The sequence below is a fragment of the Micromonospora sp. ANENR4 genome, assembly GCF_015354395.1.
In the GTDB taxonomy this organism is placed as follows: domain Bacteria; phylum Actinomycetota; class Actinomycetes; order Mycobacteriales; family Micromonosporaceae; genus Micromonospora; species Micromonospora aurantiaca.
Genome location: NZ_JADKYQ010000008.1, coordinates 1 through 14,162 on the forward strand (window position 1 = coordinate 1; position 14,162 = coordinate 14,162).

The following is a 14,162-nucleotide window of genomic DNA, read 5'->3' on the forward strand; positions in this document are numbered from 1 at the left end:
GCGACCTCTCGCCGCTGCTGAGGCGGCTCGCGGCGAGGGACGCGTACCTGTCCGCCGCAGCGTTGACGTTGGCCCGGCGGCATCGGCCGGTCTGGTGCTGGCGGCGGTGGACACGGGTCTGCCGGTGCGGTGCCGATCTGCCCTGCCATTCGCGGCATCGGATTCCGATCAATCGTGGTCAGTGGCCGCAGGGGGGCGACGAGTGATCGGCGGGCCGGAAGAGACGATCCTCGCGGTACACGTCCGAGGACTTGACGGCATGTGTGCCGGGTGCCGGGCCTGGTGGTCACGGCTGACTCCGTACCCCTGCTGGCAGGTGGAATGGGCGACCAGCAGGCAGGCGCGGGCGGTCACCGCGCGGTTCCTGGAAGGTGCGCGGTGACCACCCACGGCCCGGTCATGCCGGTCTGGAGCTGCGGCGGCTGTGACCTGCCCTGGCCGTGCCCCACGCGGAGACGGGAACTGCGCGCGGAGTACGCCGGTGCGCCCGTGTCGCTGACCCTGTACCTCGGCGCCTACCTCGTGCAGGCCTCCGAGGACATGCCGTGGGCGCCTGCCGGCGCGCTGCACCGCCGCTTCGTCGGGTGGACCCGCGAGGCCGGTCCGCGGGGGCGGTGACTGCTCAGCCGCGCCGCTCCCGCAGCCGCCGCCGGAACCGCATCCATTCCGCCGGTACGACGAGGCGGCCCGCCACGGCCGGCGGCACGGTCGCCAGGAAGTCCGGCCACCGCCAGATCGGCGCGTCGGCTTCCCGCAGGTGGGTGGGGTGCCGGGGGTCGTAGCGGACCGCTATCACGTCGCCTGCTGCCGGCCGGTGAACAGCGACGTGACGAGCAGCCAGAGGCCGGCTGTCAGCGCGGTCGCCCCGTCGCCCCGCAGCAGGCCGAGGACGGCCTCCTCGTAGCGCTAGGGGCGGCCGACGTGCCCGGCGTCCGCTCCGTCGACAGCCATCCCGCCATTCCTTCGCCGACTGTCCCGGGACCCCACAGTAGCCAGCCGGTCCAGCCCGGTGAGGACGTGGTGATGAGAAGTGAATATGCCTGAGAGGCATATTCATGACTCTCAGGCATATCGCTCGGAGTATCACTCTTCCCGAGACGCATGACCCTCCGTGACCGAACGACCTGGCGTCACCGGAGGGGCGAACGCCGCCACCCGCCGGTCCGGGGCCGGGGCGGTGAGCGGCAGCGTGGGCCAGGCCGCTAGGTCGTGGAGCATCTGCCGGTCGTGGGTGGCGACGACCAACGCCGCCGGAGTCGTCAGCAGGGCGGCGGTGAGGTCGTCGACCAGCGGCGCGGAGAGGTGGTTCGTGGGTTCGTCGAGGATCAGCAGGTCGGGACGCTCGGCCAGGCGGAGCGCCAGGTTCAGCCGCCGTTGCTGTCCGTGCGACATCCGGCCGACCGGGGTACGCCGGGCCTCGGCGTCGAGCAGGTTCGTCGCGCCCAGCGGCAGAGGCGTGCCGGAGCCGAGGCGTCCGGTGGAGCGCAACCGGCCCACGTGCTGTTCGTACAGGTCGTGGGCGAGCATCAGGGGAGGCCAGTCGGGCACCTCCTGACCGAGGTACGCCACCCGCGCGCCGGACGGGTGGCGAACCTCGCCGTTCGACGGCACGAGGTCGCCGGCCAGCACGGAGAGCAGCGTCGACTTGCCCGCGCCGTTGGGCCCGGTCACCAGCAGGCGGTCCCCGCCGTCGAGCGTGAGCGTGACCCGGGTACGCAGACGCCCTGCGACCGTCACGTCGTGGCACCGCAGGATCGGCAGTCCGGCCCGGGCGTCCAGCGGCGGCCAGCGCAGCGGCTGCGGTGGCTCCGGGACGGTGATCCGGTGCTCGTCGAGCGCCTCCTGCCGGCGTCGCAGCGCCTGGACCAGGCCGGGGGCGCGGGACTGGCGCTGGTGCTTGCCGTGGCCCTTCTCCGGACGCCAGCCGGTGCTGAGCCGGCCCTGCGCCTCCCGGACCGCGTCGGCCAGCCGCTGGTGCTCGGCCTGCTGCGCCTCGTGGTCCCGTACCCAGTTCGCGAAGTCGCGACTGCGCCCGTCCTGCCAGGCGTCGTAGTCCCCGGCGTAGCGGCGTGGGCGCCCGTCCGGGCTGGGGTCGAGGTCCAGGAACTCCGTGGCCACGTCCCGCAGCAGGGCGCGGTCGTGGGTCACCAGCACCACGCCGCCCGGGTGCTCGCGCAGCCGCGCGGTGAGGAAGGCCAGGCTGGCCGCGTCGAGGTGGTTGGTTGGCTCGTCCAGCATCAGCAGGTCGACCCGCGCCCCGAGCAGGCATGCCAGCCGGACCCGGTAGCGCTGGCCGACCGACAGCGTCGCCAGCGGGCGGTCCCGGTCCGGGCAGGCGTCGAGACCGGCCAGCGCCACGTCGACGCGACGTTGCGCGTCCCAGGCGTCCAGCCGGGTTGCCGCGTCGAGCGCGGCGGCGTACGCGTCGTCCGCGCCCGCCCGGCTCTCGGCCAGCGCGCCGGCGGCGTCGTCCAGTGCCCGCAGCGCGCATTCGGACTCCCGGATCGCCTCCCGGACGAGCGTGCCCACCGTCTCGCCGTGGCGCGCCTCCAGGTTCTGCCGGGCGACGCCGATCGTGCCCAGCCGTTCCACCGTGCCCTGGTCGGGCACGAGGATGCCGGCCAGCACGTGCAGCAGTGTGGTCTTGCCGCGGCCGTTCTCGCCGACGACCGCCAGGCGGGAGCCGGCGGAGACGGTCACGCCGACGTCGGACAGCACGACCCGGCCGCCGCGGATGACGCGGACGCCGTCGGCCCGGACGTGCGCCCGGTGCCCGGCGGGCAGCGAACCGCCTGAGATGGATGGGGACGAAGGAATGTGGTCGAGGTTGTTCACAGTCCGCTCTTCGGCTCGTCGTGGAGCCGGGCAGCGCGAGGACACCGCCCGGCGGGAACGCCAGGACGGCGGAGCAGAGCTGGTACGTCAGAAGAAGCCGGTCACCCTGCCGCCGTCAGCGGAGGGACCAGGGCTTCATGACGGCGGCGTGGAACCTCATGCGGTCAAGGCTACCCGGAGCGGGACCGGAGATCGCCGGAGTTACCGGCGCAGGCGGGCGGAGGCCTCGGCGTCGAGCAGGTCGTTCACCGTCAGCGCCGAGTTGATCAGCGCGAGGTGGCTGAACGCCTGCGGATAGTTGCCGATCTGCTCACCGGTGGAGGCGATCTCCTCGGCGTACAGGCCGAGGTGGTTGCTGAAGGTGAACATCTTCTCGAGGGTGAGCCGGGCGTCGTCCAGCCGGCCGGAGCGGGCCAGCGCCTCGACGTACCAGAAGGTGCACATGTTGAACGTGCCCTCGTGGCCGGGCAGCCCGTCGGGGGAGTGCACCGGGTCGTACCGGTGGACCAGGCTGTCCGAGACCAGATCCCGCTCGATCGACTCCAGCGTGGACAGCCACAGCGGATCGCTGGGCGTGACGAAGCCGACCGCCGGCATGTAGAGCAGGGCGGCGTCGAGCACGTTCTCGTCGTACGCCTGCACGAAGCTGCCGCGTTCCCGGTGGAACCCGCGGGCCATGACCTGGTTGTAGATCCGGTTGCGCTGCTCGGTCCAGCAGCTCATGTCCCCGGGCCGGCCGGTGCGGGTGGCCAGCCGGATGGCCCGGTCCAGCGCCACCCAGGACATCACCCGGCCGAACGTGTAGTTGCGGGGGTGGTGCCGGCTCTCCCAGATCCCGGCGTCGCGCTTGTCCCAGTTGTGGCAGAGCCAGTCGACCAGGCGCACGGTGCTCTTCCACACCTGGTGCGACACCCGGATGCCCTGCTCGTCGGCGAGGTGCATGGCGTACAGCGCCTCGCCGTGGATGTCGAGCTGAAGCTGGTCGGCGGCGCCGTTGCCGATCCGCACCGGCCGGGAGCCCCGGTATCCCTCCAGGTGGTCGAGCACCTCTTCGTGCAGGTCCGAGGAGCCGTCCACCCGGTACATGATCTTCAGCGGGTCCTGGTGGTCGCCGGCTTCGCGGATGCGCTCGTCCAGCCAGTCCATGTACCGGCTGACCTCCTCGGTGAACCCGAGACCGAGCAGCGCGTGCACCGAGAACGAGGTGTCACGTACCCAGGTGTAGCGGTAGTCCCAGTTGCGGGAGCCGCCGACCAGCTCGGGCAGCGCGGCGGTCGGCGCGGCGATCATCGCGCCGGTCGGCGCGTACGTCATGAGCTTGAGCGTGATGGCCGAGCGCTCGACCATCTCCCGCCAGCGCCCGGTGTAGCGGGAGCGTTCGACCCAGCGCCGCCAGTAGTCCCGGGTCCACTCGAACATGCCCTGGACCTCTTCCGGCGGGATGATCCGGGGTTCGTCGCTGCCCGTCTCCAGGATCACCCCGCCGGTGTCGCCCTCCTTCAGCGTGCCGTAGGCGATCAGGTCGCCGTCCTCCATGCGGATCTCGCCGGTCTGGGCCCAGAGCTGCCGTACCGGGTCGATCGGGTTGAAGGTGAGCGTCGCCGACGGGCTGCGGAACAGGTAGCCGTTGCGGTGCCGCTCCACCTCGTGGCGCTCGCGGGCGTAGTCGAACCGGGGCCGGCACTCCACCCGGAAGCGCATGCTGCCGCGCACCATGTTGACCATGCGGACCAGGCGGTGCGAGTCGGTGACCCGCTCGCCGGTCACAGGCATGAAGTCCATCACCTCGGCGACGCCGTCCGCGCTGATGAACCGGGTGATCAGGATCGGTGTGCCGGGCAGGTAGAGCTGCTTGGTGACGTACCGGACCTCGTGCGGGGCGATCTGGAAGAAGCCGCCCTTGTCCTTGTCGAGCAGTGCGGCGAAGATGCTCGGCGAGTCGAAGCGCGGCGCGCAGAACCAGTCGATCGTTCCGTCACAGGTCACCAGCGCGGCGGTCTGCAGGTCGCCGATGAGCCCGTGATCCTCGATCGCCGGATAGCCCTTCACATCGCCCCCCAGGTTCCGACTGCCCTCTCCGACTCAACCTAGGGGAAGAATTGTCAGGTTAGGGGTGATTCGTGGTCACCCACCCGCCCGCGCGCCACGGTGCGCCTCGACCGCCCGCTGGGTCTCCGCCTGCACCAGGTCCGCGTTGATCATCGCCGCGGTCCAGGCGCCCGCCGCCGCGGCGGCGCCGACCTGCGCCGACAGGTTCGTCACGTTGCCCGCGACCCACACCCCGGGCACATCGGTACGCCCCGACTCGTCGGCCGGCAGGTACTCGCCCATCCCGCTGGGGTGCGGTTGCGGGCGCAGGCCAAGCCCGGCCAGGAACCCGGCGCGCGCCACCATCCGGGGCGCGACGGTGAGCACCTCGCGGTCGACGGTGCGGCCGTCGCGCAGGCGTACCCCGGTCAGCCGGTCCCCGTCCGTCTCGACGGCCGCGATCTCGCCCTCGACCACCGGCACGCCGCGCGCGGCGAGCTGCTCGGCCTGCTCGTCGGTGAGCGGCGGCGCGGTGTGCCGCAGGTAGACCACGTCGTCGCTCCACTGCCGGAACAGCAGCGTCTGGTGCACCGACATCGGGCCGCTGCCGATCACCCCGATCGGCCGCTCGCGCACCTCCCAGCCGTGGCAGTACGGGCAGTGCACCACGTCCCGTCCCCAGCGCTCGCGCAGGCCGGGCACGTCGGGCAACTCGTCGACCAGGCCGGTGGCGACCAGCACGTGCCCGGCGCGTACCCGGCGGCCGTCGGCGAGCGCCACCGCGAACCCGTCGCCGTCGCGGTCCACCGTCTCGACCCGGCCCTCGGTCAGGTGCCCGCCGTAGCGGCGCACCTCGTCCCGGCCGCGCGCCAGCAGCTCGGCCGGCGGCACGCCGTCGTGCCCCAGCAGCGCGTGCACGCCGTCGGCGGGGGCGTTGCGGGGCTCGCCCCCGTCCACCACCAGCACCGACCGGCGTGCCCGGGCCAGCATGAGCGCGCCGTTGAGCCCGGCCGCGCCGCCGCCGATCACCAGTACCTCGTAGCTCTCGGTCATCGTGACCACCTCCGCGACCAGATTGCGGCGAGGCTCGGCAGAACTGCAAACTCTCTTGCTGATGTGGCAAACTCGTGGGCATGGACGACGACCTCGATCAGGCCCTCGACGCGGTCGGCCCCCGGCTGCGTGCGCTGCGCCGCGAGCGCGAGACCACCCTCACCGACCTCTCCGCCGCCACCGGCATCTCGGTGAGCACGCTGTCCCGGCTGGAGTCCGGCGGCCGCAAGCCGACGCTGGAACTGCTGCTCCCGCTGGCTCGCGCGCACGGCGTCACGCTCGACGAACTGGTCGGCGCCCCACCGACCGGCGACCCCCGCGTCCACCTGCGGCCGGTCGCCGCGTTCGGGATGACCATGCTGCCGCTCACCCGCCGCGCGGGCGGCATCCAGGCGTACAAGCTGATCATCCCGGCCGGTGGGCGGTCCGAGCCCGAGCCGAAGACCCACGAGGGGTACGAGTGGGTCTACGTGCTCAACGGGCGGCTGCGGCTCGTGCTCGGCGAGCACGACCTGGTGCTCGAACCCGGTGAGGCGGCCGAGTTCGACACCCGCGTCCCGCACTGGTTCGGCCGCGCCGACAGCGAGGGGGTGGAGTTCCTCAGCCTCTTCGGCAGTCAGGGCGAACGCGCCCACCTGCGCGCCCGCCCCCGCGCGTCCCGCTGAGCGGCGTCCGCGAACGCGCCCGCCACGGCGCCGGGGGCGCGACGATCGGCGGGTGAGCTATGCGGACGTCGGCGGGCTGCGGATCTGGTACGAGGAGCACGGCACCGGCAGGCCGCTGGTCCTGCTGCACGGCGGGTACGGGTCGACCGAGACGTTCGCGCCGGTCCGGCAGGCGCTCGCCGCGCGCCGCCGGTTGATCGCCGTCGATCTGCGGGGCCACGGCCGCACCGGCGGTCTGGACCGGCCGCTGCGGTACGAGTCGATGGCCGACGACGTCGCCGGGCTGCTGCGTCACGTCGGCCTGCCGCGCGCCGACGTGCTCGGCTACTCGCTCGGCGGCGGGGTGGCCCTGCGTACCGCGATCCAGCACCCCGCCCTGGTCCGCCGCCTGGTGCTCGTCTCCACGCCGTTCCGGCGGCGCGGCTGGTACCCGGAGACGCTCGCCGCGATGTCCGCCCACGACGAGCGCGCCGCGAGACGCATGCGCGGCACCCCGCCGTACGAGCGGTACGCGCGGGTCGCGCCCCGCCCGCAGGACTGGCCGCTGCTCTGGGCCCGCAGCGGGGACCTGCTGCGGCGCGACTACGACTGGTCCGCCGAGGTGGCCGCGTTGCCGATGCCGGTGCTGCTGGTCTTCGCCGACGCGGACGAGATCCCGGTGAGCCACGCGGCGGAGTTCTTCGGCCTGCTCGGCGGTGGCCGGCGGGACGCGGGCGGCGACGGTGCCGCCCGGCCCGCGTCCCGGCTCGCGGTGCTGCCGGGGCTCACCCACTACGACGTGGTGGCCTCGCCCGCGCTGCCGGCCGCGGTGCTGCCGTTCCTCACCCATCCGGCGCGCGCTCCCGGCTGACTCACCCGACCAGCGCCGGGGCGTCGGTGCGCGCCGCCGTGCGCGGGCGCAGCAGCGCGTACGCGAGCACGACGGCGACCACCACGAGTCCCGCGCCGACCGCGAATGCCGCGTGGAAGCCGCTGGTCAGGGCCGTGGCCCGGTCGTCGCCGAGCGCGACCCGGTCCGAGGTACGCGCGGCGGCCAGCGTGGACAGCACCGCGACGCCGAACGCCATGCCGAGTTGCTGGGTGGTGTTGAACAGCCCGGAGGCGAGACCGGCGTCCTCGGCGCGGGCGGCGGACATGCCGAGCGCGGTGAGCGCCGGCAGCACCAGCCCGAACCCGCCGGCGAGCAGCATCACCGGGAGCACGTCGCGCAGGTAGCGGCCGTCCACCGGCACCCGGGCCAGCAGCGCGAACATGGCGGCGAGCAGCGTGAGCCCGGCGATCAGCACGGCCCGCTCGCCGAAGCGGGCGTTGAGCCGGGCCGAGACGCCGAGCGACACCGCGCCGATGACGACAGCGGCCGGCAGCAGCGCCAGCCCGGTGCCGGTGGCCTCGTAGCCGAGCACCTGCTGAAGGTAGAGCGTGACGAGGACCTGGAACGCGAACGTCGCGGCCACGGTGAGGACCTGCACCACGTTCGCCACGGCGACGCCGCGCGAGCGCAGCAGCCGCAGCGGCATGAGCGGTCGGTGCGCGGTGGCCTGCCGGACCACGAACCCGGCGACCAGCGCGGCGGCGAGCGCGCCCAGGCCGAGCGTGTGCGCGGACGTCGCGCCGTACCGCTCGATCGTGACCACCGTGTAGATGCCGAGCACCAGCCCGGCGGTTACCAGCAGCGCGCCCGCCACGTCGGCCCCGGCGGCCAGGCCCAGGCCCCGGTCGGCGGGCAGCGTACGGATCGCGAGCGCGATCGTCGCCAGGCCGATCGGCAGGTTGATCAGGAAGATCCAGTGCCAGCCCAGCGCGTCGGTGAGCAGGCCGCCGGCGACCTGACCGATCGCCGCCCCGGCCGCGCCGGTGAACGCGAACACGGCGAACGCCCGCGCCCGCCCGGCGGCGTCGGGGAAGAGCGTGACCAGGATGCCGAGGCTCACCGCCGTGGCCGCCGCGCTGCCGACGCCCTGGAGGAAGCGGGCCGCGACGAGCGTGGCGCTGTTCGCCGCCACCCCGGCCAGCACGGAGGCGGCGGTGAACAGCGCGGTGCCGCCGAGGAACATCGTCCGGCGCCCGATCAGGTCGCCGAGCCGGCCGGCGAGCAGGAGCAGGCTGCCGAACGCGATCAGGTACGCGTTCACCACCCAGCTCAGGCCGGTGGGGGAGAAGCGCAGGTCGCGCTGGATGGCCGGCATCGCCACGGTGACGATGCTGCCGTCGAGGATGGTCATCAGGGCGCCGGTGGCGAGCACGCCGAGGGCGAGCTGCCGGGAGCGGGGAGCGGACATGGAGTCCTCCTGTCGAGAGGTGCGACAGGAGGACCGTAACGGATAGTTCCGTTACAGACAATCTATTGAAAGACTATTGGCGGGCCCGGCGGGCCGGCTTCGGGCTCTGCACCGGCGTGGCCAGATGGCCGGCGGCCAGGCGTTCCAGCGCGCGCAGGAAGACCTTCCGCTCGTCCTCCGGCAGGCTCGCCAGTGCCTCGGCGTGCACCCGGTCGACGATCTCCTGACTGCGCGCGGCGACCCGGGCGCCCTCCTCGGTGACCGCGATGATCCGCGCCCGCCGGTCGGTACGCGCCGGACGCCGCTCGGCCAGCCCGGCCCGCTCCAGCGCGTCGACCGTCACCACCATCGTCGTCTTGTCCATGTCGCCCATCTCGGCGAGCTGGATCTGCGTACGCTCCTCGGGCAGCGCGTGCGCGAGCACGCAGTGCATCCGTGCGGTCAGCCCGATCTCGGCGAGCGCCGCCGCCACCCGGGTACGCAACACGTGGCTGGTGTGGTCGAGTAGGTACGACAGGTCCGGGCTGCTCATCCGCCCAGCGTACCGATGATTCCGTGGCGGATGATCCGGCTCGGACGCGGTCCGGGCCCGGATACGATCTTGTGAGATGTCGTCGGTGAGAGAGGTTGGGTGCGGTGAGCGACGAGCACGGCAGGCAAGTGGTGGTGGGTTACGACGGGTCTCCGGCCGCTAGCGCCGCCATCGAGGTGGGCGCGCTGCTGTTCCCCGGCGCGCACGCGTGGATCGGGCATCTGTGGACGCCTCCGTTCGCCAGCGAGGAACTCCGCAAGCGGCTCTGGACCGGCACCCGCAACATCAACGTGTTCGTCGAGGCGATCGAGCGCGAGGGCAGCCGGGAGGCCGACCGGATGACTGCGGTCGGCGTGATGCTGGGCCGGGCCGCCGGCTGGGACGCCGAGCCGCTCGTGTGCCGCAGCTACGGTGGTGAAGGGCTCCGCCTCGCCGAGCTGGCCGACGAGAAGCAGGCCGACGTGCTGCTGCTCGGTTCGCGGGGCCTCGGCGGCGCCCGCGCGGTGCTCGGCAGCGTCTCCGACATGGCCGTGCACTACAGCCCGCGTCCCGTGCTGGTCGTGCCGCACCCGCTGCTGACCGACGAGTACGACGCGCTCGCCGCCGGGCCGGTGGTGGTCGGCTGGGACGCCTCGGCCGGATCCGAGGCCGCGCTCGCCGCCGCCCGCCGCCTCTTCCCCGAGCGGGAGATCGTCCTGGCCGCCGTGGACGGCGACGAGGGGGACACGCCGGACGCCGTCGACGGGCAGCCGGTGACCACCGTGCGCGTGCGCGCCGGCGGCGGTGCTCCCGGCCGCGCGGTGGCCGACGCGCTCTCCGCCGTCGCCACCGAGCGCAAGGCGAGCCTGGTCGTGGTCGGCTCGCGCGGCCGGACCGCGGTCCGCAAGATCCTGCTCGGCAGCGTCGCCATGGCCACGCTGCACCGCGCCCACCGGCCGGTGATGGTGGTGCCGCAGAGCCCGGTGCGCGAAGCCGAGTAGCTGTCACTGGACCATCACGGGTGCCTCCCGGGCCGGGAGGCACCCGTGGCGTTCCACTCGTACTTCGGCAGTCCGGTGAGCGCCTCCGCGCTGGCTGCTGTCGATGTGTGCCAACTATCCTCGGTCTCGGAGAGCCAGTCGCCATCCGACGGAGTGGTCGATGCTGAAAGGTCTGGCAGCAGACCGGCACGCGCAGGGGGACAGCCGCCGGCTCAACCTCGGCGCGCTGCTGCGGCGCGTCCACCTGACCGGCCCGGTCACCCGCGTCGAGCTTGCCGACTGGATGGGCGTCAACCGCAGCACGGTCATGGCGCTCACCGCGGAACTGGCGGCGGCCGGCCTGGTCCGCGAGGTGGCGGCCGGTGGCAGCGGGCGGGCCGGGCGTCCGTCGCGTGTGGTGCGTCCCGCCTCCGACACCGTCTACGTCCTCGCCTTCGACATCGCCGTGGACCGGCTCGTGGCCGCCCGCGTCGGGCTCGGCGGTGTGGTGTCGGCGCGGCTGGAGGCGGAACGGCCGCGGGCCGGGGCCGACCTCGACTCCGTGGTCTCGGTGCTCGCCGACTTCGGACGGGCGCTGCACCACGCCGCGCCACCCGGGTCGGTGTGCGTCGGCGTGGGCGCCTCCTACTGCGGGATGATCCGCCCCGGCGACGGGATGGTCCGGTTCGGGCCGGACATGGGGTGGGTGGACCAGGCGTTCGGCGCCGAGCTGGCCCGGCGGCTGGACCTGGGCCTGCCCGTCCTGGTCGGCAACGAGGCGCACCTCGGGGCGCTGGCCGAGCATCAGCGCGGCGCCGGAGTCGGCGTGCAGAACCTGGTCTACCTGCACGGCGACGTCGGTGTGGGCGGCGGGATCATCGTGGGCGGGGAACTGCTCGACGGCGACGGCGGGTACGCCTCCGAGGTCGGGCACATGCTCGTGAACCCGTACCAGGGGCGGGCCTGCGGCTGCGGCTCGCGCGGGTGCCTGGAGGCCGAGGTCGGTGAGCGGGCGCTGCTCGACGTCGCGGGCCGACCCGCGCAGGAGAAGGGGCGCGAGGCGGTACGCGCCGTGGTCGCCGCCGCCGTGCGCGGAGAACCGGCCGCGCAGGACGCGCTGCGGCACATCGGTGACTGGCTGGGCATCGGCGTGGCGAACGTGATCAACCTGTTCAACCCCGGCGTGGTGATCTTCGGAGGCACGCTCACCGAGGTCTTCCCGGTCTGCGCCAGCCACGTCCGCAGCCGGATCGCGGCCAACGTGCTGCCCATCTCCCGCGACAAGGCCCGGCTGCGCGTGTCCGCGCTCGGCTACGACGCGACCTTGATCGGTGCCGCCGAACTGGGCTTCTCACCCCTCTTCGCCGACCCCCTGGGCGTCCCCACTCCCGGGTGAGCCGCGCCGTGCACCGCCGCGCGTCCAGACCTCTGAATCGCGTTGATCTTGCACTTCCGGCCCTGACAAGGCGCGCCAAAGCGGCATCCCGGGGGCCGAAACTGCAAGATCGCCGGGCCGGGCCGGGGCGGGCCGGGGCGGGGCGGGGCGGGGCGGGCGGTCAGGGGGTCAGGCGGTGGGTCAGCCAGGGGAGCAGGGCTTCGCCCTGTCGGCGCTGGAACGCGCGCACGGTCGGGATGCCGGGTGGGGGTGGCTGGCGGGCGCCGTCGAGGAAGAAGCCGGTGAACCCCGCGAGCACTCCGGTCAGGTCGGCCGGGTCGACGTCTGCGGTCAATGCCTGGGCGGCCAGCAGCGCGTCGGGGTCGTGTCCGCCGTACACCTGCACGTTGACGACGGTGAGCAGCGTGTCCAGCCAGGCCGGCCCGCGACAGGCCCAGGGCCAGTCGACAACGGTGACCGATCCGTCCGGGCCGAGCAGCAGGTTGTCGGCGCGCACGTCGACGTGGCAGAGCGTGTCGCCGTCGAGCGCGGCCAGCCCTCGCTCGGCGGCGGCGCACAGTTCGGGCAGGTGGGACCGGGCCCACGGGTCGAGGTCGGCCGGCGGGTCGGCCGCGAGGCGCCGCCAGCCGCCGAAGTCGTGAGCGAGCCGTTCGGCGGCGGTGGGGGTGGGTGCGGCGGCCGGTGCCGGGGTGAGCGCGCCGGCCATCGCCTCCAGCGTGGACAGCACGGCGGCCAGCTCGTCGGCCCGCCACGGCGTGACCGGGTGCCGGCCCTCCACGTCGGTGAAGACGAGCGCGATCCAGTCGCCGTCGTCGTAGCTGCCGAGCAGCCGGGGCGCGGGCGTGTCCGGCGGCAGGGCGTCGGCGATCCGGGCCTCGGCGCGGTGCAGGTCGGGGCTGCGGTCGTTCTGCGCCGGGCTGACCGCCTTGACGAAGGCCCGGCCACCGCCTGCGGTACGGACGCGGTCGGCGGTCCCGGGGGAGAAGCCGCCCGGCTGGGACCGCGCCGCCACCACCCGGTCGCCGAGGACGGCCTCGACGCCGTCGCGGACGTGTGCGGGCAGTTGGTGCCAGTGCAGCCGGGTCTTCGTCACCGCTCCACGGTGCGTGCCGCCCGCCGTCCGGGGCAACCGGGTTAATCGTTGCGCGTGTAGTGCAGGACGACCACGCCGGCGTCGAACGGTCGCGCCGAGGTGAGCGTGAGCCGGCGCGGGTCGAAGCCGCTGTCGACGAGCTTGATCCCGCTGCCGACGACCACCGGGTTGAGCTTGACCACCAGCTCGTCGATCTCGTCGAGGAGTTGACCGGCGAGCCGGCCGCCGCCGCAGAGCCAGATGTCGCGCCCGGCGCGGGTCTTCAGCTCGCGGACGAGGGCGGCCGGGTCGCCGTCGACGACGTGCACGTCCGGGTAGTCGGCAGGGGGCAGGGAGCGGCTGAACACGTACTGCTCCAGGTGGGCGTACGGGCTGGTGGCGCCGAGCTTCAGGCCCGGCTCGTAGCTGCCCCGGCCCATCAGCACGGTGTCGAAGCGGCCGGCGGGCGGGGAGTCGATGCCGAGCTGGGCGTGGGCGAACGTGGGCAGCGTCTGGGGCCACTCGGCCACCAGGTGGGGCGCCAGGTCGGGCGTCAGCGGGAGGAAGTCGAACGTCCCGTCGGGCGCGGCGATGAAGCCGTCGAGGGTGCTGGCGACGAAGTAGACGAGCTTGCGCAAACCGGCTCCGATGTCCGAGGTGATCCACGACGGCTGTCGTGGTTCGGCGATGAATCTACAACACCTGTCGTGGTTGTTGCTAGTGTGTTCGCGTGGCCAGGAATCCGGAACGCCGTACCCTGCTCGCCGACGCCGGGCTGAGGGTGCTCGCCGACGCGGGCGCGCGGGGGCTGACCCACCGGGCGGTCGACGCCGAGGCGGGCGTGCCCACCGGCACCACCTCGAACTACTTCCCGTCCCGCGCGGCGCTGCTCGCCGGCTTGGCCGAACGCATCTTCGACCGGATCGCCCCCGACCCGGCAGTGCTGGCCGGCCTCGGCCGCCGCGAGCCGTCACTCGCGCTGATGACCGACTACCTGCGCGACATCGTCGCCCGCACCACCCGCGAACCGGGCCTCACCCGGGCGCTGTTCGAGCTGCGGCTGGAGGCAGCGCGCCGCCCGGAGCTGCGGGCCGCGCTCGGCGGCGTGCTGCGCCGGGGGTACGCCGACGACGTCGCCCACCACACCGCCGCCGGACTACCCGGCGGGGCGTACGAGGTGGCGTTGCTGCACTACGCGGTCGACGGGCTCCTGCTCGACCTGCTCACCACCTCGATCGACGCCGGGTTCGACACCGATCAGGTGGTCACGGACCTCGTCTCCCGTCTGGTCGGCAACGCCACCGGTTGAGCCTCCTCGCCGTGCGTTAACCCGGGGCGGCCAG

At 73.6% G+C, this 14,162-nt stretch carries 15 protein-coding genes; 7 read left to right on the forward strand and 8 right to left on the reverse strand.

The annotated features are described in order from the left end of the window. A partial coding sequence (locus tag IRY44_RS31280) for a hypothetical protein (RefSeq protein WP_370584948.1) occupies window positions 1-382 on the forward strand: 382 nt, incomplete at its 5' end. Further along, window positions 379-618: a hypothetical protein gene (locus IRY44_RS15185; protein WP_194801057.1), complete on the forward strand. Its 240-nt coding sequence runs from the start codon at window positions 379-381 to the stop codon at window positions 616-618. The genes IRY44_RS31280 and IRY44_RS15185, both read left to right, overlap by 4 nt. 4 nt (window positions 619-622) lie before the next feature. Here the strand turns inward: IRY44_RS15185 and IRY44_RS15190 are convergent, their stop codons facing one another. The 4 genes from IRY44_RS15190 to IRY44_RS15205 form a co-directional block, all read right to left on the reverse strand. Next, window positions 623-796 (reverse strand): hypothetical protein, encoded by a 174-nt coding sequence (locus tag IRY44_RS15190; RefSeq protein WP_194801058.1) that lies wholly within the window; start codon window positions 794-796, stop codon window positions 623-625. 287 nt (window positions 797-1,083) lie between these two features. Further along, entirely contained in the window at window positions 1,084-2,835 is a 1,752-nt protein-coding gene (locus IRY44_RS15195; protein ID WP_194801059.1) for an ABC-F family ATP-binding cassette domain-containing protein, read from the reverse strand. A gap of 201 nt (window positions 2,836-3,036) precedes the next feature. Further along, window positions 3,037-4,884: a glycoside hydrolase family 15 protein gene (locus tag IRY44_RS15200; RefSeq protein ID WP_194801060.1), complete on the reverse strand. Its 1,848-nt coding sequence runs from the start codon at window positions 4,882-4,884 to the stop codon at window positions 3,037-3,039. Between the two features lie 75 nt (window positions 4,885-4,959). Next, the gene (locus IRY44_RS15205; RefSeq protein ID WP_194801061.1) at window positions 4,960-5,916 is read right to left on the reverse strand and encodes an NAD(P)/FAD-dependent oxidoreductase; all 957 of its coding nucleotides are present in this window, start codon (window positions 5,914-5,916) and stop codon (window positions 4,960-4,962) included. A gap of 80 nt (window positions 5,917-5,996) precedes the next feature. Here IRY44_RS15205 and IRY44_RS15210 point away from each other — a divergent pair, with 80 nt between their 5' ends. Together IRY44_RS15210 and IRY44_RS15215 are read left to right on the forward strand one after the other, a co-directional pair. Then, complete coding sequence (locus tag IRY44_RS15210; RefSeq protein WP_091421325.1) at window positions 5,997-6,581, forward strand: helix-turn-helix domain-containing protein; 585 nt, start codon at window positions 5,997-5,999, stop codon at window positions 6,579-6,581. A 52-nt stretch (window positions 6,582-6,633) separates the two neighbouring features. Further along, window positions 6,634-7,431 (forward strand): alpha/beta fold hydrolase, encoded by a 798-nt coding sequence (locus IRY44_RS15215; RefSeq protein WP_194801062.1) that lies wholly within the window; start codon window positions 6,634-6,636, stop codon window positions 7,429-7,431. 1 nt (window position 7,432) lies between these two features. On the opposite strand, the gene IRY44_RS15220 is transcribed toward IRY44_RS15215, so the two are convergent. Together IRY44_RS15220 and IRY44_RS15225 are read right to left on the reverse strand one after the other, a co-directional pair. Further along, window positions 7,433-8,860, reverse strand: a complete 1,428-nt coding sequence (locus IRY44_RS15220) for an MFS transporter (RefSeq protein ID WP_194801063.1) — start codon at window positions 8,858-8,860, stop codon at window positions 7,433-7,435. 73 nt (window positions 8,861-8,933) lie between these two features. Beyond that, window positions 8,934-9,392, reverse strand: coding sequence for a MarR family winged helix-turn-helix transcriptional regulator (locus IRY44_RS15225; RefSeq protein WP_194801064.1), 459 nt, complete (start codon window positions 9,390-9,392; stop codon window positions 8,934-8,936). Between the two features lie 104 nt (window positions 9,393-9,496). Here IRY44_RS15225 and IRY44_RS15230 point away from each other — a divergent pair, with 104 nt between their 5' ends. Next, the gene (locus tag IRY44_RS15230; protein WP_194801065.1) at window positions 9,497-10,372 is read left to right on the forward strand and encodes a universal stress protein; all 876 of its coding nucleotides are present in this window, start codon (window positions 9,497-9,499) and stop codon (window positions 10,370-10,372) included. A 160-nt stretch (window positions 10,373-10,532) separates the two neighbouring features. Then, window positions 10,533-11,747, forward strand: coding sequence for an ROK family transcriptional regulator (locus IRY44_RS15235; RefSeq protein ID WP_194801066.1), 1,215 nt, complete (start codon window positions 10,533-10,535; stop codon window positions 11,745-11,747). Window positions 11,748-11,907: 160 nt separating this feature from the next. Here IRY44_RS15235 and IRY44_RS15240 read toward each other — a convergent pair whose 3' ends face one another. Together IRY44_RS15240 and IRY44_RS15245 are read right to left on the reverse strand one after the other, a co-directional pair. Next, window positions 11,908-12,840 (reverse strand): phosphotransferase, encoded by a 933-nt coding sequence (locus IRY44_RS15240; protein ID WP_194801067.1) that lies wholly within the window; start codon window positions 12,838-12,840, stop codon window positions 11,908-11,910. Between the two features lie 41 nt (window positions 12,841-12,881). Next, the gene (locus IRY44_RS15245; RefSeq protein WP_194801068.1) at window positions 12,882-13,457 is read right to left on the reverse strand and encodes a dihydrofolate reductase family protein; all 576 of its coding nucleotides are present in this window, start codon (window positions 13,455-13,457) and stop codon (window positions 12,882-12,884) included. A 92-nt stretch (window positions 13,458-13,549) separates the two neighbouring features. Between IRY44_RS15245 and IRY44_RS15250 the strand changes: the two genes are divergently transcribed. Continuing rightward, window positions 13,550-14,128 carry a TetR/AcrR family transcriptional regulator gene (locus tag IRY44_RS15250; RefSeq protein ID WP_194801069.1) on the forward strand — a complete coding sequence of 193 codons (579 nt, stop codon included), beginning with the start codon at window positions 13,550-13,552 and terminating at the stop codon, window positions 14,126-14,128. Window positions 14,129-14,162: the final 34 nt, after the last annotated feature.

Bases quoted from the DNA above. Each gene is read 5' to 3' on its own strand.
- IRY44_RS15235 (WP_194801066.1), top strand. From the start codon at position 10,533: ATGCTGAAAGGTCTGGCAGCAGACCGGCACGCGCAGGGGGACAGCCGC.
- IRY44_RS15225 (WP_194801064.1), bottom strand. From the start codon at position 9,392: ATGAGCAGCCCGGACCTGTCGTACCTACTCGACCACACCAGCCACGTG.
- IRY44_RS15210 (WP_091421325.1), top strand. From the start codon at position 5,997: ATGGACGACGACCTCGATCAGGCCCTCGACGCGGTCGGCCCCCGGCTG.
- IRY44_RS15205 (WP_194801061.1), bottom strand. From the start codon at position 5,916: ATGACCGAGAGCTACGAGGTACTGGTGATCGGCGGCGGCGCGGCCGGG.
- IRY44_RS15220 (WP_194801063.1), bottom strand. From the start codon at position 8,860: ATGTCCGCTCCCCGCTCCCGGCAGCTCGCCCTCGGCGTGCTCGCCACC.